Here is a 25,100-nt window from a genome sequence, read left to right on the forward strand (position 1 = left end):
TGTCAGGCCGGCTGCGGCGCCGTGCGCGTGCGCTGGATCGGCGCTTCCTTGACCGGCAGATTCACCAGCCCGGCGAATACTCCCAGGGCAATTGCGATGTACCAGACCAGATCGTAATTACCGTTGCGGTCGTACAGGAAGCCGCCCAGCCAGACGCCCATGAACGAGCCGACTTGGTGGCTCAGGAACACAAAGCCGCTCAGCATCGACATATGCTGGATGCCGAAAATCTGGGCCAGCGCCGCATTCGTCGGCGGCACGGTGGACAGCCAGAGCACGCCCATGGTCGCGGCAAAGATGTAGACGCTGGTGGGCGACAGCGGCGCCAGCAGGAAGACGCTGATCACCACCGCCCGGGCAAAGTAGATGAAGGCCAGGATGTTCTTTTTCTGCATGCGCTGGCCCAGCGAGCCGGCGGCGTAGGTGCCGAACACGTTGAACAGGCCGATCAGCGCCAGCGCGTAGCTGGCCACCTGGGGCGACAAACCCTTGTCGCGCAGATAGCTGGGCATGTGCACGCCGATGAACACCACCTGGAAACCGCAGACGAAATAGCCGGCCATCAGCAGCTGGAAGCTGGGGTACTTGAAGGCCTCTTTCAGGGCTTCGCCAATCGTTTGTTCGCGCCGCACCGGCTGGCCAGAGCCAAAATTCGGTTCGCGCAGGCCCCAAGCCAGCGGCACGATCAGCATCGCGGCGGCGCCCAGCACCACCAGCGCCTGCTGCCAGCCCAGCTGGCTGATCAACAGGCCTTCGGTCGGCACCATCAGAAACTGACCGAACGAGCCCGCCGCCGCGGCGATGCCCATGGCCCAGGAGCGCTTGTCGGCCGCTACATTGCGCCCGATCACGCCGTAGACCACCGCATAGGTGGTGCCGGCCTGGGCCATGCCCAGCAATACGCCGGCACTCAGCGTAAACAGGAATGGCGTGGGCGCATAGGCCATGCCGACCAGGCCCAGGGCGTACAGCACGGCGCCGGCGACCATCACGCGGAAGGCGCCCAGCTTGTCGGCCAGCATGCCGGCAAACACGCCGCTGATGCCCCAGGCCAGGTTCTGGATAGCAATCGCAAAGGCGAAGGTTTCGCGGGTCCAGCCCTGGGCCTGGGTGATGGGCTGCAGCCACAGGCCAAAGCCGTGGCGTATGCCCATGGACAGCGTGACGATGGCACCGCCGCAGAGCAGCAGTTGGGGGAGTGAAAGAGTGGAGGAGGGGCGGTTCATCCTTGGACTGTAGCCAATTTGCCGGCTATAGGCGGTAGAGCTGTGGTTGCATCCAGTGTTTGCTGCGCCAAACCACTACAATCCGCGCCTATGGCAACCCAAAACCCCGTTACCCCTGCATATTCCGAAAGCTCGATCCGCGTACTGAAAGGCCTGGAGCCTGTCAAGCAGCGCCCGGGCATGTACACCCGCACCGACAACCCCTTGCACGTGATCCAGGAAGTGCTGGACAACGCGGCCGATGAGGCCTTGGCTGGCCATGGCAAGAAGATCCGCGTGACCTTGTTCGTTGACGGCTCGGTCGGCATCGAAGACGAAGGCCGCGGCATCCCGTTCGGCATGCACCCCGAAGAAAACGCCCCGGTGATCGAGCTGGTGTTCACCCGATTGCACGCGGGCGGCAAGTTCGACAAGGGCAAAGGCGGCGCCTACAGCTTCTCCGGCGGCCTGCACGGCGTGGGCGTTAGCGTGACGAATGCGCTGGCGCTGCGGCTGGAGGCCACCTCCTACCGCGAAGGCTCGGCCGCCAAGCTGGTGTTTGCGGGCGGCGACGTGGTTGAACCGCTGCAGGTGCGCAAGGCCGAGGCCGGCGACCGTAAATCCGGCACCAGCGTGCGCGTCTGGCCCGACCCCAAATACTTCGAAGCCGTGGCCTTGCCCATGGCCGAACTCACCCACTTGCTGCGCAGCAAGGCCGTGCTGATGCCCGGCGTCACCGTCACCCTGACCATCGAGAAAACCAAGGACGTGCAGACCTGGTTGTACAAGGGCGGCCTGCGCGACTACCTGACCCAGACCCTGAACGGCGAGCTGGTGATCCCGATGTTCGAGGGCGAGGGCTTTGCCGACAACGGCCATGAAACCTTCGCCGAAGGCGAGGGTGCGCAGTGGTGCGTGGCCTTTACCGAAGATGGCGCACCGGTGCGCGAAAGCTATGTGAACCTGATTCCCACTACAGTGGGCGGCACCCACGAGCTGGGCCTGCGCGATGGCCTGTTCACCGCGGTAAAGAGCTTCATCGAGTTGCATTCGCTGCTGCCCAAAGGCGTCAAGCTGCTGCCCGAAGACGTATTCGCCCGCGCCAGCTTTGTGCTCAGTGCCAAGGTGCTGGACCCGCAATTCCAGGGCCAGATCAAGGAACGGCTGAATTCGCGCGATGCAGTGCGCCTGGTGTCCAGCTTTGTGCGGCCGGCGCTGGAGCTGTGGCTGAACCACCATGTGGAATACGGCAAGAAGCTGGCCGAACTGGCCATCAAGGCCGCCCAGTACCGGCAGAAAGCCGGGCAGAAGGTCGAGAAGCGCAAGGGCTCGGGCGTGGCCGTGTTGCCCGGCAAGCTCACCGACTGTGAAAGCCGCGATCTGGCGCAGAACGAGGTGTTCCTGGTCGAGGGCGATTCCGCCGGTGGCAGCGCCAAGATGGGCCGCAACAAGGAAAGCCAGGCCATCCTGCCGCTGCGCGGCAAGGTACTGAATACCTGGGAAGTCGAGCGCGATCGGCTGTTTGCCAACACCGAAATCCACGACATCTCGGTGGCCATTGGCGTCGATCCGCACGGCCCGAACGACACGCCCGACCTGAGCGGCCTGCGCTACGGCAAGATCTGCATCCTCAGCGACGCGGATGTGGACGGCTCGCACATCCAGGTGCTGCTGCTGACCCTGTTCTTCCGCCATTTCCCCAAGCTGATCGAGGCCGGCCATGTGTACGTGGCCCGGCCACCGCTGTTCCGCGTCGATGCGCCGGCGCGCGGCAAGAAGCCCGCGTCCAAAGCCTATGCGCTGGATGAAGGCGAACGGACCGCGATCCTGGACAAGCTGCGCAAGGAAGGCGTGCGCGAAGGCGCCTGGAGCATCAGCCGCTTCAAGGGCCTGGGCGAGATGAATGCCGAGCAGCTGTGGGACACCACGTTAAACCCGGATACACGCCGCCTGTTGCCGGTTCAGCTGGGGAATGTTAACTTCGCACAAACCGAGAACCTGATCACCAAGCTGATGGGCAAAGGCGAGGCTTCGTCGCGCCGGGAACTGATGGAGCTGCATGGCGATGCGGTGGAGATCGATGTCTAGCTGCGTAGCAGCGCTGGGTTAAGTCGTGAAATTTATGAATAAAACTGGCCTCTGGCGCAGATTCTGTATAGGCTTTGCGCTATTAATAGTGCAGCAATGGGCGTGTGCGGACGTCTGGGGCTATATCGATACCCAGGGCGTCGCCCATTTCGCCAGCGAGCGGGTGGACGAGCGCTACGAGCTGTTCTACCAGGGGGACGAAAGCTTTGACACCACCCAGGGCGTGAAAGCTGCAGCTTCGCAAACGCCTGCCACGCCGGGCGCACCGCCCAAGCTGCTGGCATTTTTCGACATTTCGCCCAGTTATAAGCTGGTGAAGCACCATTTGCGCGAAGCCTCCAACAAGCTCAGCATCGACTACGAGCTGCTGCAGGCCTTGATCGTGGCCGAGTCCGGCTTCAACAGCACGGCGGTATCGCCCAAGGGCGCGGTCGGCCTGATGCAGATCATGCCCGCCACCGCCGAGCGCTATGGCCTGGTGGGCGACCCGAAGAACAGCATCGAGCAAAAGCTCACCGACCCCAAGACCAATATCCGGATCGGCTCACGCTATTTGAGCGACCTGATCCGCATGTTCCCCGGCCAGCTGGACCTGGCCGTGGCCTCGTATAACGCTGGCGAAGGCGCGGTGCAGCGCGCAGGCAACCGGATTCCCAATTACAAGGAAACCCAGGCCTACGTCAAAACCGTGCTACAGCTCTACAACGGGCTGAAACCCCCGGTGGAACAGCGGCGCCAGCCCACCCGGGTGCGCATGGAGCTGTCTGGTGGGGCTGTTGGTCGCGGCAATATGCCGTCCAGCAGCCAACCTGTGCTGGTAGGCCTGCCCTGATTCCCATCTTCTGCACAGCTGTCTGATCCGTCTGCGCGGCAGCCAGCCGCTGCCTCCCATTCCCATTCTTTGCACTGAAGTTTTTGTTCCATGAACGACCAACCCGAACTGGACCTGCCTCCCAATCCACCCGGCGAACCGCCCCTGCCTCCTGTTGATGAAGCCATCCCGCTGGCCGCCGATGGCGATGACGCCCTGAGTCTGGCCAGCTACGCCCAGCGCGCCTACCTCGAATACGCGCTGAGCGTGGTCAAGGGCCGCGCCATCCCGGACGTGACTGATGGCCAAAAGCCGGTGCAACGGCGCATCCTGTACGCGATGTCGCGCATGGGCCTGGGCTTTGGCGGCGCGAATGGCGCGACCGGTGCCAAGCCGGTGAAAAGTGCCCGTGTTGTCGGCGACGTGCTGGGCAAATACCACCCGCACGGCGACCAGGCTGCTTACGACGCCATGGTGCGCATGGCGCAGGATTTCAGCCAGCGCTACCCGCTGATTGACGGCCAGGGCAACTTCGGTAGCCGCGATGGTGACGGTGCAGCGGCGATGCGCTATACCGAAGCCCGGTTGTCGCGCATCACCACCTTGCTGCTCGACGAGCTGGACGAAGGCACGGTCGACTTTGTGCCCAATTACGACGGCTCTTTCGAAGAGCCGCAGCAGCTGCCGGCGCGCCTGCCGTTCAATCTGCTGAATGGCGCCAGCGGCATTGCCGTGGGCCTGGCGACCGAAATCCCCAGCCACAACCTGCGCGAGATCGCCGATGCCTGCGTGGCGCTGATCAAGACCCCGCAGCTTATCGACGAAGAGCTGTTTGCCATCGTGCCCGGCCCCGACTACCCGGGCGGTGGCCAGATCATCAGCAGTGCCGCCGATATCGCCGACGCCTACCGTACCGGCCGCGGCTCGCTGAAAGTGCGCGCGCGCTGGAAGATCGAAGACCTGGCGCGCGGCCAGTGGCAGCTGGTGGTCAACGAGCTGCCGCCCGGCGTCAGCACCCAGCGCGTGCTGGAAGAAATCGAAGAGCTCACCAACCCGCGCATCAAGGCCGGCAAGAAGGCTCTGAGCCTGGAGCAGACGCAGCTGAAGGCCTCGGTGCTGTCGGTGTTGGACGTGGTGCGCGACGAGTCGAACAAGGACGCGGCGGTGCGCCTGGTGTTCGAGCCCAAGACCAGCCGCATCGAACAGCAGGAGCTGATCACCGCGCTGCTGGCCCACACCAGCCTGGAGACCTCGGCGCCGGTGAATCTGACCATGATCGGCCTGGATGGCCGTCCCATGCAGAAGGCCATGCGCCAGATGTTGCTGGAGTGGATTGCCTTCCGCCAGACCACCCTGCAGCGCCGTTCTCGGCACCGGCTGGACAAGGTGCTGGCACGCATCCATATTCTGGAAGGCCGGCACCTGGTGCTGCTGAATATCGACGAGGTGATCGCCATCATCCGCCAGGCCGACGAGCCCAAGGCGGCGCTGATAGAGCGCTTCAAGCTCAGCGAGATCCAGGCCGAAGACATTCTGGAAATCCGCCTGCGCCAGCTGGCTCGGCTGGAAGCCATCAAGATCGAGCAGGAGCTGAAAAACCTGCGCGAAGAGCAGGCCAAGCTGGAAGACATTCTGGCCAATCCAGCCGTGCTGCGCCGCCTGATGGTGAAGGAAATCGAAGCCGACGCCAAGCTGTTTGCCGACGCACGCCGGACCCTGATCCAGGCCGAGAAGCGCGCGGTGGTCGAAGTCAAGGTGGTCGATGAGCCGGTCACCGTGGTGGTGTCGCAAAAAGGCTGGGTACGCGCCCAGAAGGGCTGGGCCAAAGACCGGGCAGCGAATGGCACGCCCGAGTACAGCTTCAAATCGGGTGACGCGCTCTACGGCACCTTTGAATGCCGCAGCGTCGATACCTTGCTGGTGTTCGGCACCGCCAAGGACAAGGTCGGCCGGGTCTACACCGTGCCGGTGGCGTCGCTGCCGGGCGCGCGTGGCGACGGCCAGCCGGTGACCACGCTGATCGAGCTGGAAACCGGCACCCAGGTGGCGCATTATTTTGCCGGGCCGGGCAATGCCACCCTGTTGCTGTCCAGCTCGGGCGGCTATGGTTTCTTGGCAACGGTGGACGATATGCTGTCGCGCCAAAAAGGCGGCAAGGCCTTTATTACCGTGGGCGAGGGCGAAACAGTGAACCCGCCGTCGCATGCCAGCGGTGGTGGCGGTGGCCAGCCGGTGCCACCGGCAAGCCATGTGGCCTGCGCATCGGCCGGCGGACGGATTCTGACCTTCGAGATCACCGAGCTGAAGAACCAGCCCAAGGGTGGCCGCGGCCTGATGCTGATCGATCTGGAAGACAAAGACGTGCTGGCTGGCGCTGCGGCCTACACCCGCAGCATCCGCATCGACGGCATTGGCCGGGGCGCCAAACCACGCACCGAAACCCTGGAGATCCGCAGCCTGAACAATGCGCGCGCCGTACGGGGCCGTAAGGGCAAACTGGCCGACCTGGGCTTCAAGCCGAATGCCGTGTTGCGACTGGAGTAATTCGCATTTGCTTTTGTATACATAAGCTGATCTCTCCTGTGTGAATCTGTCACAATTTGTCGAGAGACAAATTCCGTGCACTACAAGGAGAAATCATGAACTTCAGCAATCTGCGGGTGGCTGCCAAGCTCTGGTTGGCAGTTGGGGTGATCATCACGACGCTGTTGGTCCTGGTCGGTTTGGTGAGCTTCCGGCTCAGCAAGCTGGAAGCCGAGAGCTCAGCGGCGCAGAGTGCCATGGTCCAGCGGGTCATGCAGTCGACCAAGTGGTCGGGGCTGACCGCACTGAATGCCGTGCGGGCCGAAGCCTCCTTGCTGAGCACCGACCCGGTGGTCGCGGCTACCTTCAAAGACCCGACTGCGGCCACCAGCGCCCAGATCACGGAAATCCAGAAAAACATTGCCGACAGCGCCTTGGGTGACGCCGACAAGGCACAGCTGGAGAAAATCGCCAGCAGCCGCAAGCTGGTGCTGGACAGCCGGGCCCGGGCCCAGCAGCTGAAGAAGGATGGCAAGACCGAGGAAGCCCTGGCGCTGCTGCAAGGCGAAGTCAAATCGGCTGTCACTGCCTACCTGGGCGAGCAGCGCAAGTTTGTGGAGATGCAGGAGCAGTCCTTGCGCCAGTCCGAGTCCGATGCCCAGGCTGGCCGTGCCCTGCTGTTCAATGTGGTGAGCGTGGGGCTGGCGCTGCTGGTGCTGTGCGTGCTGGCGGGCGCCTACTGGCTGATCCGCAGCATCCAGCAGCCATTAGAGCAGGCCAATTCGGCTGCGGCACTGATTGCCGAGGGCGATCTCAGCATGCAATTGCAGTCGGCGCGCAAAGACGAGTTTGGTGATCTGCTGCGTTCCCTGAGCACCATGAGCAGTTCGCTGGGGCGCATGGTGCACCAGGTGCGCGAGAGTACCGACAGCATTGCTACCGCCAGCGCCGAGATTGCCAGCGGCAACAACGACCTGGCAGCACGCACCGAGCAGACCGCCAGCAACCTGCAGCAAACCGCGGCGTCCATGGACAACCTGACCCAGACCGTGCGCCAGAGCGCCGACAACGCCCACCAGGCCAGTACTCTCGCGGCCAGCGCTTCCAGCGTGGCGCAAAAGGGCGGCGATGTGGTCAAGCAGGTGGTGGTCACCATGGAAGAGATCAACGCCAGCAGCACCAAGATTTCGGACATCATTGGCGTGATCGACGGCATTGCCTTCCAGACCAATATCCTGGCGCTGAATGCCGCCGTGGAAGCCGCCCGCGCGGGTGAGCAGGGCCGGGGCTTTGCGGTGGTCGCCAGCGAGGTGCGCAGCCTCGCGCAGCGCAGCGCCCAGGCGGCCAAGGAGATCAAGGGCTTGATCGGCACCTCGGTGGAAAAGGTCGAGTCCGGTGCCCGGCTGGTGGCCGAAGCCGGTACCACCATGACCGACATCATGCAGTCGGTCAAGCGCGTGACCGATATCGTGGGTGAGATTTCCGCCGCCGCCACCGAGCAAAGCTCGGGCATCGGCGAGATCAACCGTGCGGTGGTGAACCTGGACCAGATGACGCAGCAGAACTCGGCCCTGGTCGAGGAAAGCGCGGCTGCCGCCAGCAGCATGCGCGAGCAGGCCACCCAGTTGGCTGCGGCGGTGTCGGTGTTCAAGGTCCACGGCTCGCTGCATACCACGCCGGTCCACCGGCCTGCGTCTAGCGTGAAGAAGGCGGTTGCACCCGTGGCCAGGCCGGTTGCGGCTCCGGCCGTAAAACATGCGCCGGTGGCGGCGGTCAAACGCACCCCGGTCGCTGCCCCAGCGCGGCCAGCTGCAAGCGGCCCCGTGGCCCGTTCGCTCGCGGCACCGGCGGCCAAGGCTAAACCCGCTGCCGCCCCCGCCGGGGGCGAAGGCGAGTGGGAAAGCTTTTAAGAAACCCGCTGGTTTAAGCGGATCGCTGGAGTGGGCTGCTTAGCCGACTTCGGCGATCAGGTCGATTTCCACGCAGCAGCCCATAGGCACTTGGGATACGCCGAAGGCGCTGCGCGCATGGGCGCCTACGTCTTTGCCAAACACCTCGGCGAACAGCTCGCTGGCGCCATTGGTTACCAGGTGCTGCTCGGTGTAATCGGACGTGGAATTGACCAGGGACATGAGCTTGACGATGCGGGTGATCTTGTTCAGGTCGCCGACAGCGGCGTGCAAAGTGCCCAGCAGGTCGATGGCGATGGCGCGGGCTGCGGCCGGGCCTTCGGCGGTCGTCATGTCTTTGCCGAATTGGCCAACCCAGGGTTTGCCGTCTTTCTTGGCCACGTGGCCGCTGAGGAACACCAGGTTGCCGGTGCGCACAAACGGCACATAGGCCGCCACGGGTACCGCCACCGGTGGCAGGGTGATATTCAGTTCTTTGAGTTTGGCGTACACGTCCATGGCGATTCCTTTTATAGATAAAAACGGCGGTTGCCGCATAGGGGTATTGCGCAAGCAGCTACTATTTTGATAGTAACTGCCAGCCGCGCCTATTCGTAGCCTATTGCCACTGCATCGGCGGTGGCGACCAGTTGCTGGCTTGGCTTTGGCTTTGGCTTTGGGATTGAGATGGGGATGCACCACTGCTGCGCTGGCTTTGGCTGGCATCGTCCGGGCGCTCCGGTGCAGCAATGGCAGGCTCCAACGGCATCACCGTAACAGCCACGCTCAGGGTGTGGCTGGCGCCGCCGTGGATCACGCCACGCATGGGCGATACATCGGAATAGTCGCGCCCGGTGGCCAGGGTTACATAGTCTTCGCCCGGGGTGCGGTTATTGGTCGGGTCGAAGTCGCACCAACCCAGGTCACCGCTCTGGTCCGGCACATAGACCGAGGCCCAGGCGTGCGAGGCATCGCTGCCGATCAGCCGGGGCTGACCTGGCGCCGGGTGGGTCAGCAAATAGCCGCTGACATAGCGGGCCGGCAAACCCATGGCGCGCAGGCAGGCGACCATGATGTGGGCGAAGTCCTGGCACACGCCCTTGCGCAGCGCCAGGGCTTCGACGGCCGGGGTGTTGACCTCGGTGCTTTCCGACGAGTAGGTGAAGTCGGTGTAGATGCGCTCCATCAGGTTCTGGGCTGCCGCCAGCAAGGGCACACCGGGGCCGAAGCTGGGCCGGGCGTAGGCCACAAAGTCGGGGTGGCGCGGTACATAGGGCGAGGCAAATACAAATTCGGAGGCAGCGTTGAATTGGGCGCCGGCCTGGTAGCGAAAGCGTTCGCGCACCTGCTCCCAGGTCAGGGTGCTCTGGGCCCAGATGGGCTCGCTGGTGCGGACCAGGCTGCGGGCGACCACGCTCAGGTGTTCGTGCACTGCCTGCAGCGAAAAGAACGAACACAGGTTGCCGTAGACGTCGAGCGACTGGGTCAGCTGGCTGGGTGTGGGGCCGATCTTCAGTGTGTGGCTCAGCAGCTGCTGGTGGGCCGTGCTGGGCGGGCGCAGATGCGCCACATGCTGGGCGGTTTCCACCGCAGGCTGGTAGGCGTAATGGGTTTCGTGGGTGATTTCTAGCTGCATGGCAAACCAACCTTAACACGACTTGCGCAGCGCCCGCAGGCCGGGCCAGCGGCCGTTTAACCGGATTCTCCGGGTGCTGCGCAAGCTGAAACTCAGGCCCCCAGGCTCTTCTTGGCGTCCCGTGAATGGGTGAAGTAGGTGGCGCTGATTTCGTCGGACACCGCATACGCGCATTGCGTGCACTGCGCCAGCAGGTCGGTCAGCACCCGGTAGTTACCCTGGGCGTCCACGCTGCAGAGTTCGGCCAGGTCCCAGTCGGCGGGCGACAGCACCCGGTTCGACATGGGGCTGAGCTCGCCGGGCGGGCTGCCCGCCAGCTTGGCCAGCCGGCCGCGCAAGGTATGCGCGACCCAGGCCAGTGAGCGCGGGTTGTCGCGGTCCAGCACCAGCAGGTCGACCAGTGCTGCCACATCGCGGCTTTGCTGGTATTGCGAATGGAAGGTGATGGTGCTGTCGAACAGCGCCACCATGGCCTCGAAGCCGCCGGTATTGGCCAGCGAGCCGGCCTTGAAGCCGCGCGCCAGGGCGGTGGACAAGAAGCCCAGGCGCTCGATATGCCGGCCGATGCTGAGCAGGCGCCAGCCGTCGTCGCGGGTCATGCGGTCGGTCTGGGCGCCAGTCATGGCGGCCAGGTGGGTGCTGGTGGCTTCCAGCACGCGCAGTGCTTCCATGGGCGAGAAGTCTCCGTCCTTGGCATTCTTGGCGCAGCGGCTGAAGAACTTGTCTTCGGCACGCACGATCACGTTCCAGTGCTCTTGCGACAGGCGCTCGCGCAGGGTGGCGGCCGATTGCTTGATGGCGCGCAGGTTGTAGCCCACGCTGGGCACGGCGGCCGGGTCGGCCAGGCCGGCGATCAGCGAGCGCTCGAACACCCGGCGCGCTTGCAGCGGCGAGGGCACGGCTGCCAGCACCAGGCCGTGGCGCGTGGCCATATCGTGCAGCCAGACCAGGAAAGGCGTGGAGGTCTGGTCTTCGCCGCCCAGGCCCTCCAGAGTGACGCGGGCCAGGCGCAGGCTGTTTTCAGTGCGCTCGGCATAGCGGCCCAGCCAGAATAGGTTTTCGGCGGCGCGGCTGGTAACGCGGTGGCTGCGCCGGGTCACCAGCTCGGGTGACAGGCTGGCCTGCAGCAAGGTGGTGCGGTCAACCTCACCCTGGGTTTGCACCCAGACGTCGGCGCTGCTGCCGCCGCGCTGCATGGACGCCACGCTGTCGCGCACATTGACCATGCGCGCCAGTCCGCCGGGCAATACCCGCCAGGACTGCGGCCCGTCGGACACCGCGAACACACGCAGCATCATCGAGCGCGGGGCGATGCGCGCCGGCTGGTTCGGCTGGGCGCTCCAGGTCGGCATTTGCGACAGCGGCAGATAGGCTTGCACCGTGTATTCGTCGCCCTGGCGCAGAATGCGGCCCGCCCATTCGTCGAGTTCGCGGCGCGACAGCGTGCGGCCCAGTATCGCGTCAAAAGCCTGGCGGCTGGCCGCACCCTGGTAGGTTGGCTTGATCACGCAGTTGGCCAGCTCGGGCAGGGCGGCTTCGGACGCTGCGCGTTCGCCGCACCACCAGGTGGGCAGGGCGGGCAGCAGCAGTTCCTGGTTCAGCAAGTGCCGGGACAAAGCCGGCAGAAAGCCCAGCAGCGCCGGGGACTCCAGGAAGGCCGAGCCCGGCGGATTCGCCATCACCAGATTGCCGGCGCGGACCACCTGCATCAGGCCGGGAACCCCCAGGCGCGAGTCGGGCCGCAGCTCCAGCGGGTCCAGGAACTGATCGTCCAGGCGCTTGAGCAGGCCGTGCACTGGCTCCAGGCCCTTCAATGTCTTCAGGTACAGGCGCTGGTCGCGCACCGTCAGGTCGCTACCTTCCACCAGGGTCAGGCCCAGGTAGCGGGCCAGGTAGGCGTGCTCGAAATAGGTTTCGTTGTATGGGCCGGGGGTCAGCAACGCAATGTGCGCATCCTGGCCGGCCGGGCTCATGCGCTTGAGTCCATCCACCAGGGCCCGGTAGGTCGCCGCCAGGCGCTGGATGTGCATGGATTCGAAAGCCTGCGGGAACAGCCGCGAGATCGACAGCCGGTTTTCCAGCAGATAGCCGAGCCCGGACGGGGCTTGGGTACGCTGCGACACCACCCACCAGTTGCCATCGGGTCCGCGGGCCAGATCGAAAGCGGTGACGTGCAGATGCGTGCTGCCCAGGGGTTGCACGCCGTGCATGGGGCGCAGATAGCCGGGGTGGCCTTGCACCAGGGCGGGCGGCAGCAAGCCGCGCGCCAGCAGCTGCTGCGGCCCGTAAATATCGGCCAGCACCCGGTCGAGCACCTGCACCCGCTGCAGCACACCGGTTTCGATTTTTTTCCAGCTTTCGGGCGAGACGATCAGCGGGAACAGGTCCAGCGACCAGGGCCGCTGCGGGTTGTCGGCATCGGCGTAGACGTTGTAGGTCACGCCGTTGTCATGGATTTGGCGCTGCAGTTGCTCGGTGCGGTGGTTCAGGTCTGCAAAGCCGCTGGCACCCAGGTGTTCAAAGAACTGGTTCCATTCGGGGGCTAGCGGTGTGCGTTCGGCCGGCGGCTTGGGCAGCAGCCAGGTATCGGCTGGCCGCGACTGGCCCAGCAGCTCGTCAAAATGCCCGGCCATGGCCGGCCGGGCCAGCGCCAAGGCGAGCGCGCGGGGGTCCTCCGAGGGCGGCATTTGAAAAGGGGGTAGGTTCAGGTTTTCCACGATTCACCCGATTGTCACATCAGATATGGACAACCCGGCGCGTACAAATACCGCTTCTCCCTCTCCAGATGCAGGCCGCCGGGTGGGCGGCAGGCGGCTCACCGCCGCAAGTCGAGGGTGAACGGAAACTCCCGGCTGCCCGGCACATTGATGGTCGCCGGCGGCACGCTCATTACGCCCGGCGTATGGCCCATACGGCTGAAGCGCGACAGGCGCCGGCTTTCGGCCGTGTAGGCATTCACCGGGAAGGTGTCGTAGCTCAGACCACCCGGATGGGTGACGAAATACTGGCAACCACCGACCGAGTGCTTCATCCAGGTATCGACGATGTCGAAGGTCAGCGGCGCATGGATGCCGATGGTCGGGTGCAGCGCCGATGGCGGGTTCCAGGCGCGGTAACGCACGCCGGCCACAAACTCGCCGGTGGTGCCGGTGGGCTGCAGCGGGATTGCCCGGCCATTGCAGGTGACCACGTAGCGGCTCTGGTTGAAGCCGGTGACGCGGACTTCCATGCGTTCCAGCGACGAGTCCACATAGCGGGCCGTGCCGCTGGAGGTGCTTTCCTCGCCCAGCACATGCCAGGGTTCCAGCGCGTTGCGCAGCGTCAGCTCCATGCCATGGGTTTTTACATCGCCGACCAGCGGGAAGCGGAACTCCAGGTGCGGCGCAAACCAGCTCTTGTCGAACGCGTAGCCGGCCATGTTCATCTCGGCGATGACGTCGTTGAAATCCATCTCGATGAAGGTCGGCAGCATGAAGCGGTCGTGCAGCTCGGTGCCCCAACGGGTCGCGGGCGCCTGGTACGGGGTCTTCCAGAAGCGGGCCACCAGGGCGCGCAACAGCAACTGCTGGGCAATGCTCATGCGGGCGTGCGGCGGCATCTCGAACGCACGGAACTCCAGCAGGCCCAGGCGGCCGGTGGCGCTGTCGGGCGAGTACATCTTGTCGATGGAGAACTCGCTGCGGTGGGTGTTGCCGGTGGCATCGATCAGGATGTTGCGCAGCGTGCGGTCGACTATCCACGGCGGCATGTCCTGGCCGTATTTCTCGCGGTTCTTGGCGACTTGCTCGACGGCGATTTCCAGCTCGTACAGCTGGTCGTTGCGGGCCTCGTCCACGCGCGGCGACTGGCTGGTCGGGCCGACGAACATGCCGCTGAACAGATAGCTCAGGGACGGGTGGTTGTGCCAGTAGACCAGTAGGCTGGTCAGCAGCTCGGGCTTGCGCAGGAACGGGCTTTCCGAAGGCGTGGCACCGCCCATCACGAAATGGTTGCCACCGCCGGTGCCGATGTGGCGGCCGTCGGTCATGAACTTCTCGGCGCTCAGGCGCGACTCGAAGGCGGCGTTGTACAGGAACTCGGTGTTGTCCACCAGCTCGCCCCAGGTGGTGACGGGGTGCACATTGACTTCGATGACGCCGGGATCGGGGGTCACGGCCAGCAGCTTCAGGCGCGGGTCGCGCGGTGGCGGATAGCCTTCGATGACCAGCTTGACACCCAGTTGCTCTGCGGTGTTTTCGATTGCCGCCAGCAGCTCCAGGTAGTCTTCCAGCAGCTCCAGCGGCGGCATGAAGATGTACAGCACGCCGGACTTGGTGCCTATGGCCTCGGCCTTGGGGCCGCTGGCGCGGCGCGGGTCGCGCACTTCCACGCACAGCGCGGTGCGGCCCACCCAGTAGGCCGACTCGTTGCGCGCCGGGGCGCGGGTGAAGCTGGCCGGCTCGGTTTGTAGCGGCGAATGGGCGCTGGCCAGCGGCGGGGTGTCGCCGATGGAGCGGGCGGCGCCGTCCTGGCGTTGGCGCAAGGCTTCGGGCTGTGGGTTGACGCCCGCCTGGTAGGGCAGGTTGGCGCGCTCGGTCAGCGTTGGAATGGCGTCCTTGCCCGGGCGTACCGGGCCGCCCACGGCGGTGGCACTGCTTGTGAAGCCGGCAGCGCGTGCCGCCGCGCGGTTCGCGTAGCGGGCGTACATGGACGAGGATTCGGGCAGGCCGTCGCGGGGGATGGACGGGTCTTGCTCGATCATGTAGGGGTAGTCGGCTTCGCTGACCCAGGGCAGCGAGTCCAGCGGCAGGCGCAAGCCCATGGGCGAGTCGCCAGGCATCAGGTACATGCGCTCGTCGCGCAGGAACCAGGGGCCGGTGGTCCACACCGGGCCGGCCAGGCGCGGGCCGTCGGCGGGCTTGACCGGCAGCACATAGCCAACCACCGCATCCAGCTTTTGTTCGAAGACGCGGCGCAGGCGGGCGCGTTCCATTTCGTCGCCGAGCTTGGAGTCGAACGGATCGACGTTCACCGGCAGGCGGCGCTCGCGCCACAGGTAGTACCAGACGTCCTCATGGCCGGGCAGGATGTAGTCGGTTTTCAGGCCCAGGTTTTGCGCCAGGCGTTCGGTGAAGCGGCGTGCGTCTTCGCTGGTGTAGTTGGAGGGCTGGCGTTCGTCGGCAAACAGCTTGGGGTTGCGCCACACGGGCTGGCCGTCGGCGCGCCAGAAAATATTGAGTGCCCAGCGCGGCAGCTGCTCGCCGGGGTACCACTTGCCCTGGCCGAAGTGCAGAAAGCCGCCTTGGCCGTACTGGTCGCGCAGCTTTTGCACCAGCTCGGTGGCAAAGCCGCGCTTCGTGGGGCCGAGGGCGTCGGTGTTCCATTCGGCGGCATCGCGGTCGTTCACCGCCACAAAAGTGGGCTCGCCGCCCATGGTCAGGCGCACGTCGCCGGCCACCAGCTCGTCGTCCACCTTGTGGCCCAGCACCTGGATGTCGGCCCATTGCTCGTCGGTATAGGGCTTGGTGACGCGCGGCGATTCGTACAGGCGCGTGACCTGCATGTGGTGCTCGAACTCGACCTCGGCCTTGTCCACGCCACCTTCAATCGGCGCGGCGCTGGAGGGCTGGGGCGTGCAGGCCAGGGGGATGTGGCCTTCACCGGCGAACAGGCCCGAGGTCGCATCCAGGCCAACCCAGCCGGCACCGGGCAGAAACACTTCGCACCAGGCGTGCAGGTCGGTGAAGTCAACGGTGGTGCCGCTGGGGCCGTCGAGCGCTTTGACGTCGGGGGTCAGCTGGATCAGGTAGCCGGAGACGAAGCGCGCGGCCAGGCCGCAGTGGCGCAGCAGCTGTACCAGCAGCCAACCGGAATCGCGGCAGGAGCCGCTGGCCTTCTCTAGCGTTTCTTCGGGCGTCTGCACGCCGGGCTCCATGCGGATCAGGTACTTGATGTCGTGCTGGATCTGCTGGTTGATGGCCACCAGGAAGTCGTTGGTGGGCTGCTTGTCCAGGTTCAGCTTGTCGAGGTAGGCCTGGACCAGCGGCGTGGCCGGCTCGGTGACCAGGTAGGGCGAGAGTTCTTCCTTCAGGCCGTCTTTGTACTTGAAGGGGAAGTGCTGGGCCTCGGGCTCGAGGAAGTAGTCGAAGGGGTTGTAGACCGCCATTTCGACCACCAGGTCGACAGTGACCTTGAATTCGGTAGTCTTCTCGGGAAACACCAGGCGGGCCTGGTAGTTGGCGAACGGGTCTTGCTGCCAGTTCACGAAATGGTTGGCGGGCTCGATCTTCAGCGAGTAAGAGATGACATTGCTGCGGCAGTGCGGTGCGGGACGGAGTCGAATGACTTGGGGGCCGAGGTTGACCGGTCGGTCGTACTTGTAGTGCGTAACGTGGTTCAGTGCGGCATGGATGGACATGTAGGTGTCTCTTGGAAGCTTCGAAAAAGATGTCCTAGCAACGCCAGGGCCTGCACGCATACTAGCAAGTCCTGAGCCATGAAACGTGAATAAGCTGTGGCGACTTGGACATAACTTGATGCAAAACCTCTGGCCCTCGGAGATCAAACGTGTTGCCTGGCTAGCCCCTGGTTTGTTGGGCTGGCTGCTGGGCACCGCGCTGCAGGTCGTGCAGCCGGCCTTGTGGTCGCCCTGGGTTTATATAGGCTGTTTGCTGCTGGCGCTTATTCTGATTGCGCTGGTAGCTATTAAAAAAGTAGCATTGCGATGGCGGCGCAGGCGCTGGTTGTCGGCTTTGCTCTGCGGTTTGCTGCTGGCCTGGGGATCTTGCGGCCTGCGCGCCGGCTATTTTTTGCAGACCGCGCTGGCGCCGGAACTGGAAGGGCGCGACGTGGCCGTGGTCGGGCTTGTCGCGGCCATGCCACAACCCAGCGACACGGGCCTGCGGTTTCGCTTGCAGGTCGAGTCGGCACAGGTCGACGGTGTGGCGGTGGTGGTTCCGCCGCGTATCGACCTGGCCTGGTACGGCGGCGTGCTGGCTTCGGGCTGGGGTGGCAGTGCCCAGCTGCTGGAGCTGCAGCGCCTGCCCGAGGCACTGCGCGCCGGCGAGCGCTGGCAGATGACGGTGCGCCTGAAGGCTCCGCACGGTGGCCGCAATCCGCATGGCTTCGACTTTGAACTCTGGCTCTGGGAGCAGGGCGTGCAGGCCACCGGCTATGTGCGTGCCGGCCCCAAGGACGCCGCACCGCAGCGCTTGGCGCGCACCTGGCAGCACCTGGTGGAGCAGGCCCGCCAGGCGGTGCGCGACGCGATCTACCAGCAGGTGGCAGACCGGCGCTTGGCCGGGGTGCTGGCAGCGCTGGTGGTGGGAGACCAGGGGGCCATCGAACGCGCCGACTGGGAGTTGTTCCGCGCGGCAGGCGTGGCCCATCTCGTCAGCATCTCTGGGTTGCACGTGACCATGTTTGCCTGGTTGGCGGCCGGGCTGGTGGGCTGGCTGTGGCGGCGCAGCGATGTATTGGGCTGGCGGGCGGGCCTGCTCTGGCCGGTGCCGCAGGTGGCGCTGCTGGGCGGGGTGCTGCTGGCCAGCACCTATGCGGTGTTCAGCGGCTGGGGCGTGCCGTCGCAGCGCACGGTATGGATGCTGGCGACGGTGGGCTTGCTGCGGCTCAGCGGCCGGCAATGGCCCTGGCCCTCGGTCTGGCTGCTGGCCTGCGCGGTGGTGCTGGCCATCGACCCCTGGGCATTGCTGCAGGCCGGATTCTGGCTGAGCTTTGTCGCGGTCGGTGTGCTGTTTGCTACAGATAAAAGAGCTGCCCATGCAGACCATATAAGCGCCAGAGCCCGATTTGGTTTGATGTTGCGGGAGCAGTGGACCATCACCCTGGCCTTGGCGCCACTGAGCCTGCTGTTGTTCCAGCAGGTATCGGTGGTGGGGCTGCTGGCCAATTTGCTGGCGATCCCCTGGGTCACGCTGGTGGTCACGCCGCTGGCCATGCTGGGCGTGCTGTTGCCGCCGCTGTGGCAGGGCGCGGCGCTGGCGGTGGATGCCATGGGCTGGGTGCTGCAGGTGCTGGTGCAAATGCCATTTGCTACTGTTTCCGTAGCGGCTTCCGCAATCTGGATGGGCGTGGCCGGCGTACTGGGTGCGGTGTTGCTGGTATTGCGCCTGCCCTGGGGGATGCGCGTCTTGGGCTTGCCCTTGTTGCTGCCGGTACTGCTGTGGCAAACGCCGCGTCCGGCCAACGGCCAGTTCGAACTGCTAGCCGCCGACATCGGCCAGGGCAATGCCGTGCTGGTGCGCACCGCCCAGCATGCACTGGTATATGACACCGGGCCGCGCTTTGGTCTGGACAGCGATGCCGGCCAGCGCGTGCTGGTGCCGCTATTGCGGGCGCTGGATGCGTCGGTGGATACCGTGTTGGTCAGCCACCGCGACAGCGACCACAGCGGCGGTGCGGCTTCGGTGCTGGCGATGCAGCCGCAAGCCGAATTGCTGAGCTCGATAGAGGCCGGCCATGTACTGCAAGCGCAGCGCCCGGCCCGGCGCTGTGTGACCGGCCAGGCCTGGGACTGGGATGGCGTGCATTTCGAGCTGCTGCACCCGCAGGTTGGCGACTACGACACGGCCACCAAGCCGAACGCGCTGAGCTGCGTGCTGCGCGTCAGCAATGGCACACAGACCGCCTTGCTGGTGGCCGACATCGAACAGCCGCAAGAGGCCCGGCTGCTGGCCGATGCCTCCGCACTGCGGGCCGATGTTCTATTGGTGCCGCACCATGGCAGCAAGACCTCTAGCAGCCCGGCTTTTTTGGACGCAGTGCAGCCGCGGATTGCGCTGGTACAGGCCGGTTACCGCAATCGCTTCGGCCACCCCGCACCGCCGGTGCTGGCGCGCTACCAGGAGCGGGGCATCCAGCTGATCGACAGCAGCCATTGCGGGGCGGCGACCTGGTCGTCGGCGGCCCCCGAGGCGGTGCGCTGCGAGCGGCTGGCGGCGCCGCATTACTGGCAGCACCGGCCTTTGTGAATCGGCCCTGAAAACAGCGCTACGATGGGTGCCGTGGAAGCCATGAACGGGACGGCGTGGATTGCCGGAACCCTCCACAGATCGCTGGTTTTTGCACCAACCTGGCGCGCAACTTGCTATGCTTTGTTATCAGGAGATGGATTTTTTTATGCAAAAATTTGACGAGATGTACACGGCGCTGCCGTATGAGTTTTTCTCTGAGGGCAAGCAGATCCGGGACCATTACAAGATCTACGATGCCTGGCTGGCCAAGCAGCCGGGTGACATGATGGCCAAGCGGCGCGAAGAAGCCGAAATGATCTTCCGCCGCGTCGGCATCACCTTCGCGGTGTACGGCGCCAAGGACGAAGACGGCTCGGGTACCGAGCGACTGATTCCCTTCGATCTGATCCCCCGCATCATCCCGGCCCACGAGTGGGGCAGCATGGAAAAAGGCCTGGTGCAACGCGTCACCGCGCTGAACCGTTTCATCCACGACGTCTACCACGACCAGGAAATTTTGAAGGCTGGCCTGATCCCGCGTGAGCAGGTCATCAACAACGCCCAGTTCCGCCCCGAGATGATGGGCGTGGATGTGCCCAACAACATCTATTCGCACATCTCCGGCGTCGACATCGTGCGTGCCCCCGATGCCCAGGGCAACGGTGAATACTACGTGCTGGAAGACAATCTGCGCGTGCCCAGCGGCGTGAGCTACATGCTGGAAGACCGCAAGATGATGATGCGGCTGTTCCCAGATCTGTTCAACCGCCACCGCGTGGCGCCAATCGCGCATTACCCCGATCTGCTGCTGGAAACCCTGCGCGCTTCGGCCCCGGCAGCGACGTCCGACCCGACGGTGGTGGTGCTGACGCCTGGCATGTACAACAGCGCCTACTTCGAGCATGCGTTCCTGGCGCAGCAAATGGGTGTCGAGCTGGTCGAAGGCCAGGACCTGTTTGTCAAAGACAACTTTTGCTACATGCGCACCACCCGCGGCCCCAAGCGCGTGGACGTGATCTACCGGCGCGTCGACGACGACTTCCTCGATCCGCAGGTGTTCCGCCCCACCTCCACCCTGGGCTGCGACGGCCTGATGGCCGCCTACACCGCAGGCAACGTGACCATCTGCAACGGCGTGGGCACCGGCGTGGCCGACGACAAGTCGATCTACCCCTACGTGCCGAAGATGATCGAGTTCTACCTCGGCGAAAAGCCGATCCTGAACAATGTGCCGACCTATATGTGCCGCAACAAGGATGATCTGGCCTACACCCTGGCCAATCTGAAAGACTTGGTGGTCAAGGAAGTGCACGGCGCCGGTGGCTACGGCATGCTGGTCGGCCCGGCCTCCACCAAGGCCGAGATCGAAGAGTTCCGCGCGGCCCTGCTGGCGAATCCCAGCGGCTACATTGCCCAGCCGACCCTCAGCCTGTCGAGCTGCCCCACCTTTGTGGAGAGCGGTATCGCGCCGCGCCATATCGACCTGCGCCCCTACGTGCTGTCGGCCAAGACCGTGCAAACCGTGCCCGGCGGCCTGACCCGCGTGGCGCTGAAAGAAGGTTCGTTGGTGGTCAACTCATCGCAAGGCGGCGGCACCAAGGACACCTGGATTCTGGAAGACGACGCAGTGCCTGCGACGGTTCCCGTCATTCCGCCAGAGACGCAAATCCAGTCCCAATCGTAGACAACAGACCACAGGAATACGCACATGCTGTCACGCACCGCCGACCATCTTTTCTGGATGTCCCGCTACACCGAACGCGCCGAGAACACGGCCCGGATGTTGGACATCAACTACCAAACCGCACTCTTGCCCCAGTCGGCCGCCGTCGCCCAGGTGGGCTTGCAAGGTCTGCTGTCCATCAGCGAACTGCTGCAGCCCTACATGGCCAAGCATGGCGAAATCACCTCCAAGGCGGTGATGGAGTTCATGGTCAAGGACGAAGAGAATCCGTCTTCCATCATTTCCTGCCTGCGGGCGGCGCGCGAGAACGCCCGTGCGGTGCGCGGCACCCTGACCACCGAGGTCTGGGAAACGCTGAACACCACCTGGCTGGATGTGAACCGCATGCTCAAGGCGGGTGATTTCGAGGCCGACCCGGCGCAGTTTTTCGAGTGGGTCAAGTTCCGCTCGCATCTGTCGCGCGGTGTGACGCTGGGCACCATGCTGCAGGATGAGGCTTTCCACTTCACCCGCCTGGGCACCTTCCTGGAGCGGGCCGACAACACGGCGCGCCTGGTGGATGTGAAGTTCCATGCAGTGCAAAGCGATTTCTTCGGTGCTGCCAGCGAGAAGGACCAGGAATACGACTTCTACCACTGGAGCGCGATTCTGCGCAGCGTCTCGGGCTTCGAGGTCTACCGCAAGGTCTACCGCGATGTGATCAAACCCGAGCGCGTGGCCGAGCTGCTGATACTGCGCGCTGACATGCCGCGTTCGCTGCACGGCAGCCTGAACGAGGTGCTGAGCAATCTGTCGCTGGTGTCCAGCGATCCGCACAGCGAGACCCTGCGCCGTGCCGGCAAGCTGCGCGCCGACCTGCAGTTTGCCCGCATCGATGAAATTCTGGCCACCGGTTTGCATGCTTTCCTGACGCAGTTCCTGGACCGCGTGAATGAGCTGGGTGCCCATATCAGCCGTGAATTTCTGGTGCCAGTGACCGCCTGAGATGGTTGGCCACGGTGTGGGGATGCCGCGCTGCCTGCGGCCTGATGTTCTGTTGGCTTGGTCTGCCCAGGAGGCCCGAGGCGAGCCTATGTGCCGGCGGTGGCGTTGACCCGTTATTTCACCCGTTGGCTGGGCCGTTTGAGCGTGGGCCGCAAGCTCACGCTGATCTACCTGCTGGATCTGACGGCGGTGATCTACGTGTCGAGCATCCTGATCCACGAGAAATTCCAGTCCATCGATTTCACCCGCAAGGAAATTGTCGGCGCCTCGTACAGCGTGGCGGTGCGCGACGTGCTGATGGTGCCGTTTTTGCCGTCGATACCGGCCGCGGCACTGGATACGGACGCGGTGCTCAAGCAGCTGCAACCCTTGCGCGAGGCCCATGACGAAGACCTGAAGACGGCCGAGGCCAGCCAGGCCTTTGTCGCCTCCTGGCGGATTGCCACCCATATCGGCGAGGCCGAGCGCCAGAACGCCTTGAAGCTGATGGTGCGCCAGGCCCGCGAGCTGCTCACCACGGTGGGCAACCAGTCGAACCTGATTCTCGACCCCGACCTGGACAGCTACTACGCGATGTCGCTGGTAGTGCTGCGCTTTCCCGAGCTGCTGGAAGTCTTGAACGACACGGTACGCATCTTGCCCAAGCCCGCATCGGCGACCGAGGTACCCAGTGGGGTGGCGGACCGGCGCACCGAGCTGCTGATTCTGGCCGGCCGACTGGATGCGGTAGCCCTGGGCATACGCTCCGATTACAACCAGGCGTTTGCGGCCGGCTCCCCGGTGCAGCGGGCCGCGCTGGAGCCGGGGCGCAAGCTGCTGGAAGCGCGCTTGGTTGAGTTTCTGGCTGCAGTGCAGCAGCTGGCCGATGGCGATGTGAACCCGCAGAACTTGGAGCAGCTGCGTGTGCACTATGCCGCGTCCTTGGTCGCGCTGACCGATGCCTGGGAACGCACCGCCACCGACCTGGAGCGCTTGCTGCACGAGCGTGTCGATCTGCTGTTCACCCGCATGTGGCTGCATCTGGGCACGGCCTTGCTGCTGCTGACCTGCATCTTGAGCCTGGTGTATGCGGTGGCGCGGCAGATATCGCGCCCGCTGAAAAACCTGGCACGGGTGGCCGACACCGTGCGCCAGACCGGCGACCACACGCAACGGGCGGTCTGGCATAGCCGCGACGAGATCGGCCAGTTGGTCACCGCCTTCAATGGCATGCTGGCCCAGCTGGACCAGCAGCGCCTGGCCGAGCAGGAGGCGGCCGCGCGCACCCGCGCGGCGCAGGCCCAGCAGGCGCTGGTGGAGGCGATTCCGATTGCGCTGGTGGTGACGTCGGTGCCCGACCACCATGTGCTGCACGCCAATGCACCGGCCCAGCCTTGGTTGGGCGGGTTGACGCGCGATCCCTGGCGGGCCGGGCTGGAGCCTGGGGTGCGTGCGCGCTTCTTCCAGCATTTATCCGACCGGGGTGCGGTGGATGAGTTCGAGGTGCGTTGGCTGGGAGGCGCCGAACCGTCCTGGGCCGTGCTGTCTGCCCGCAGGCTGCAGTTCCAGGGGCAGGACGCAGTATTGACTGCGTTTACCCCGATCAATGTGCTCAAGGTGATGGAGCGGCGCCTGGAGCTATGGGCCAAGGTGTTCGAGGCATCCAGCGAGAGCATCATCATCATGGACGCGCAGCAGAAAATCCTCAGCGTAAACCGGGCGTTCTGCCGCAGCACCTCCTACGATTTTTACGAAGTCATAGGCGAGCATTTGAATGTGCTGCTGGATGGGCCGCACGCCGCGACCTTGGGCCAGCGCCTGAATACGCTGTCGCAGGAGCGCGATGCCTGGCAAGGGGAGGTGAGCTTTCGCAAGCGGTCTGGTGAAACCTATCCGGCATGGCTGATGATTTCGGCGGTGCGCGATGGTTCGCGTTCGGGCACGGTGTCGCAGTACATCGGTATTTCGGTTGACATTAGCGACCGCAAGCGCACCGAGGCACGGGTGCAGTTCCTGGCCCAGCATGATGTGCTGACCGAACTGCCGAATCGCGCTTTGTGCATGCTGCGGCTGGAGGCCGCGATTGAGCTGGCCGAGCGCAGTGGTGAGCGCGTGGCCGTGCTGTTCATCGACCTGGACCGCTTCAAGAACATCAACGATACCCTGGGCCACCATATTGGCGACGGCGTACTGCGCTCGGTGGCGACCCGCCTGACCAGCGCAGTGCGCACCGACGATACCGTGAGCCGGCTCGGTGGTGACGAATACCTGGTGATACTGCGCGGCGTTGAAGAGCGCGAAGAGGTCCAGCACATGGTGGAACGGCGCCTGATTCCGCTGATCCGCCAGGCCCACCATGTCGATGGGCATGAGCTGCAGGTGTCCTGCAGCGTGGGGGTGGCGTTGTACCCGGACGATGGTGTTGATCTGGACCAACTGATGCGGCGCGCCGATGCGGCCATGTATGTGGCCAAGAACGCCGGGCGCGACATGGCGCGCTTTTATGCGCCGGAAATGGAGCAGATTGCCCAGCAGCGCTTGGCGTTGGAGCAGCATCTGCGCCAGGCCATGGCGCTGGGCGAGTTCAGCCTGCATTTTCAGCCCAAGGTGAACGCGGTGTCGCTGGAAGTGGTGGGGGTGGAGGCCTTGATGCGCTGGGACAACCCGGAACTGGGGGCGGTGCCGCCAGCGCGTTTTATTCCGGTGGCCGAGGAAACGGGGCTGATCCGCCCTATGGGCGCCTGGGTGCTACAGCAGGCCTGCGGGCAGCTGGCGCAATGGCATGCCCAGGGTCTGGACTACCTGGGGGTGTCGGTCAATCTGTCGGCCGTGCAGTTGGCCGATACTGGGCTGGTGGCCCAGGTGCGCGACTGCCTGCAGGCGCACGGCATACCACCTGAGGCGCTGGAGATCGAAATCACCGAATCCGTGCTGATGGATAACACCAGCCTGGCCGAAGAGCAGCTGGCGGCTTTGAAGGCCCTGGGCGTGCAGCTGTCCATCGACGACTTTGGTACCGGCTATTCCAGCTTGGCTTACTTGAAACGGTTTGCGATTGACAAGCTCAAGATCGACCAGTCGTTTGTGCGCGACATGCTGGCCGACCCGACCGACTTGGCCATCATCCGCGCCATCATTGCGCTCGGCCATACGCTGGGCCTGCAGGTGGTGGCGGAAGGGGTTGAGCTAGAGCAGGTAGCGGCCCAACTCAAAGGCCTGGCCTGCGATGAATTGCAAGGCTATTACTTTGCCCGCCCGATGGCTGCTGTTGCGTTCGAGCACTGGCTGCAGGAACGCAAGCAGCAGCCCGAACGGCGGCGTAGCTATCCGGTGTGAAGGGCTGAAAACTGCCG

13 protein-coding genes are annotated in these 25,100 nt (G+C 64.6%); 8 read left to right on the forward strand and 5 right to left on the reverse strand.

All coding sequences use genetic code 11. The features are described 5' to 3' along the window. Window positions 1–2: 2 nt before the first annotated feature. Window positions 3–1,226, reverse strand: coding sequence for an MFS transporter (locus J2X19_RS06615; RefSeq protein ID WP_310371734.1), 1,224 nt, complete (start codon window positions 1,224–1,226; stop codon window positions 3–5). Between the two features lie 90 nt (window positions 1,227–1,316). Here J2X19_RS06615 and J2X19_RS06620 point away from each other — a divergent pair, with 90 nt between their 5' ends. The 4 genes from J2X19_RS06620 (at window position 1,317) to J2X19_RS06635 (ending at window position 8,537) form a co-directional block, all read left to right on the forward strand. After that, window positions 1,317–3,293, forward strand: a complete 1,977-nt coding sequence (locus J2X19_RS06620) for a DNA topoisomerase IV subunit B (protein WP_310371736.1) — start codon at window positions 1,317–1,319, stop codon at window positions 3,291–3,293. 34 nt (window positions 3,294–3,327) lie between these two features. Further along, a complete protein-coding gene (locus tag J2X19_RS06625) occupies window positions 3,328–4,125 on the forward strand; it encodes a lytic transglycosylase domain-containing protein (RefSeq protein WP_310371738.1) in 798 nt (265 codons plus the stop codon). 90 nt (window positions 4,126–4,215) lie between these two features. Next, window positions 4,216–6,648, forward strand: coding sequence for a DNA topoisomerase IV subunit A (parC, locus tag J2X19_RS06630; RefSeq protein ID WP_310371740.1), 2,433 nt, complete (start codon window positions 4,216–4,218; stop codon window positions 6,646–6,648). Window positions 6,649–6,743: 95 nt separating this feature from the next. Beyond that, window positions 6,744–8,537, forward strand: a complete 1,794-nt coding sequence (locus J2X19_RS06635) for a methyl-accepting chemotaxis protein (protein WP_310371742.1) — start codon at window positions 6,744–6,746, stop codon at window positions 8,535–8,537. A 39-nt stretch (window positions 8,538–8,576) separates the two neighbouring features. Here the strand turns inward: J2X19_RS06635 and J2X19_RS06640 are convergent, their stop codons facing one another. The 4 genes from J2X19_RS06640 to J2X19_RS06655 form a co-directional block, all read right to left on the reverse strand. After that, window positions 8,577–9,035, reverse strand: a complete 459-nt coding sequence (locus J2X19_RS06640; protein WP_116608698.1) for a RidA family protein — start codon at window positions 9,033–9,035, stop codon at window positions 8,577–8,579. A 100-nt stretch (window positions 9,036–9,135) separates the two neighbouring features. Next, window positions 9,136–10,152 (reverse strand): transglutaminase family protein, encoded by a 1,017-nt coding sequence (locus J2X19_RS06645; protein WP_310371744.1) that lies wholly within the window; start codon window positions 10,150–10,152, stop codon window positions 9,136–9,138. Between the two features lie 92 nt (window positions 10,153–10,244). Then, the gene (locus tag J2X19_RS06650; protein WP_310371746.1) at window positions 10,245–12,839 is read right to left on the reverse strand and encodes a circularly permuted type 2 ATP-grasp protein; all 2,595 of its coding nucleotides are present in this window, start codon (window positions 12,837–12,839) and stop codon (window positions 10,245–10,247) included. A gap of 128 nt (window positions 12,840–12,967) precedes the next feature. Next, complete coding sequence (locus J2X19_RS06655) at window positions 12,968–16,549, reverse strand: transglutaminase family protein (protein WP_310371749.1); 3,582 nt, start codon at window positions 16,547–16,549, stop codon at window positions 12,968–12,970. Window positions 16,550–16,667: 118 nt separating this feature from the next. Here J2X19_RS06655 and J2X19_RS06660 point away from each other — a divergent pair, with 118 nt between their 5' ends. From J2X19_RS06660 to J2X19_RS06675, 4 genes are all read left to right on the forward strand, one after another. After that, window positions 16,668–19,118 carry a DNA internalization-related competence protein ComEC/Rec2 gene (locus J2X19_RS06660; RefSeq protein WP_310371751.1) on the forward strand — a complete coding sequence of 817 codons (2,451 nt, stop codon included), beginning with the start codon at window positions 16,668–16,670 and terminating at the stop codon, window positions 19,116–19,118. 148 nt (window positions 19,119–19,266) lie between these two features. Further along, entirely contained in the window at window positions 19,267–20,784 is a 1,518-nt protein-coding gene (locus J2X19_RS06665; RefSeq protein WP_116608724.1) for a circularly permuted type 2 ATP-grasp protein, read from the forward strand. A gap of 24 nt (window positions 20,785–20,808) precedes the next feature. Further along, window positions 20,809–21,768, forward strand: a complete 960-nt coding sequence (locus J2X19_RS06670; protein WP_116608693.1) for an alpha-E domain-containing protein — start codon at window positions 20,809–20,811, stop codon at window positions 21,766–21,768. A gap of 99 nt (window positions 21,769–21,867) precedes the next feature. Further along, complete coding sequence (locus tag J2X19_RS06675; protein WP_310371753.1) at window positions 21,868–25,083, forward strand: bifunctional diguanylate cyclase/phosphodiesterase; 3,216 nt, start codon at window positions 21,868–21,870, stop codon at window positions 25,081–25,083. Window positions 25,084–25,100: the final 17 nt, after the last annotated feature.

It is taken from the genome of Rhodoferax ferrireducens (assembly GCF_031458075.1).
Classification (GTDB): Bacteria; Pseudomonadota; Gammaproteobacteria; order Burkholderiales; family Burkholderiaceae_C; genus Rhodoferax_B; species Rhodoferax_B ferrireducens_A.

What these genes read in the sequence shown, in the direction of transcription:
- J2X19_RS06615 (WP_310371734.1), bottom strand. Translation starts at nt 1,226, where the DNA reads ATGAACCGCCCCTCCTCCACTCTTTCACTCCCCCAACTGCTGCTCTGC.
- J2X19_RS06625 (WP_310371738.1), top strand. Translation starts at nt 3,328, where the DNA reads ATGAATAAAACTGGCCTCTGGCGCAGATTCTGTATAGGCTTTGCGCTA.
- J2X19_RS06665 (WP_116608724.1), top strand. Translation starts at nt 19,267, where the DNA reads ATGCAAAAATTTGACGAGATGTACACGGCGCTGCCGTATGAGTTTTTC.
- J2X19_RS06635 (WP_310371742.1), top strand. Translation starts at nt 6,744, where the DNA reads ATGAACTTCAGCAATCTGCGGGTGGCTGCCAAGCTCTGGTTGGCAGTT.
- J2X19_RS06655 (WP_310371749.1), bottom strand. Translation starts at nt 16,549, where the DNA reads ATGTCCATCCATGCCGCACTGAACCACGTTACGCACTACAAGTACGAC.
- parC (WP_310371740.1), top strand. Translation starts at nt 4,216, where the DNA reads ATGAACGACCAACCCGAACTGGACCTGCCTCCCAATCCACCCGGCGAA.
- J2X19_RS06670 (WP_116608693.1), top strand. Translation starts at nt 20,809, where the DNA reads ATGCTGTCACGCACCGCCGACCATCTTTTCTGGATGTCCCGCTACACC.
- J2X19_RS06645 (WP_310371744.1), bottom strand. Translation starts at nt 10,152, where the DNA reads ATGCAGCTAGAAATCACCCACGAAACCCATTACGCCTACCAGCCTGCG.
- J2X19_RS06660 (WP_310371751.1), top strand. Translation starts at nt 16,668, where the DNA reads ATGCAAAACCTCTGGCCCTCGGAGATCAAACGTGTTGCCTGGCTAGCC.
- J2X19_RS06620 (WP_310371736.1), top strand. Translation starts at nt 1,317, where the DNA reads ATGGCAACCCAAAACCCCGTTACCCCTGCATATTCCGAAAGCTCGATC.
- J2X19_RS06640 (WP_116608698.1), bottom strand. Translation starts at nt 9,035, where the DNA reads ATGGACGTGTACGCCAAACTCAAAGAACTGAATATCACCCTGCCACCG.
- J2X19_RS06650 (WP_310371746.1), bottom strand. Translation starts at nt 12,839, where the DNA reads ATGCCGCCCTCGGAGGACCCCCGCGCGCTCGCCTTGGCGCTGGCCCGG.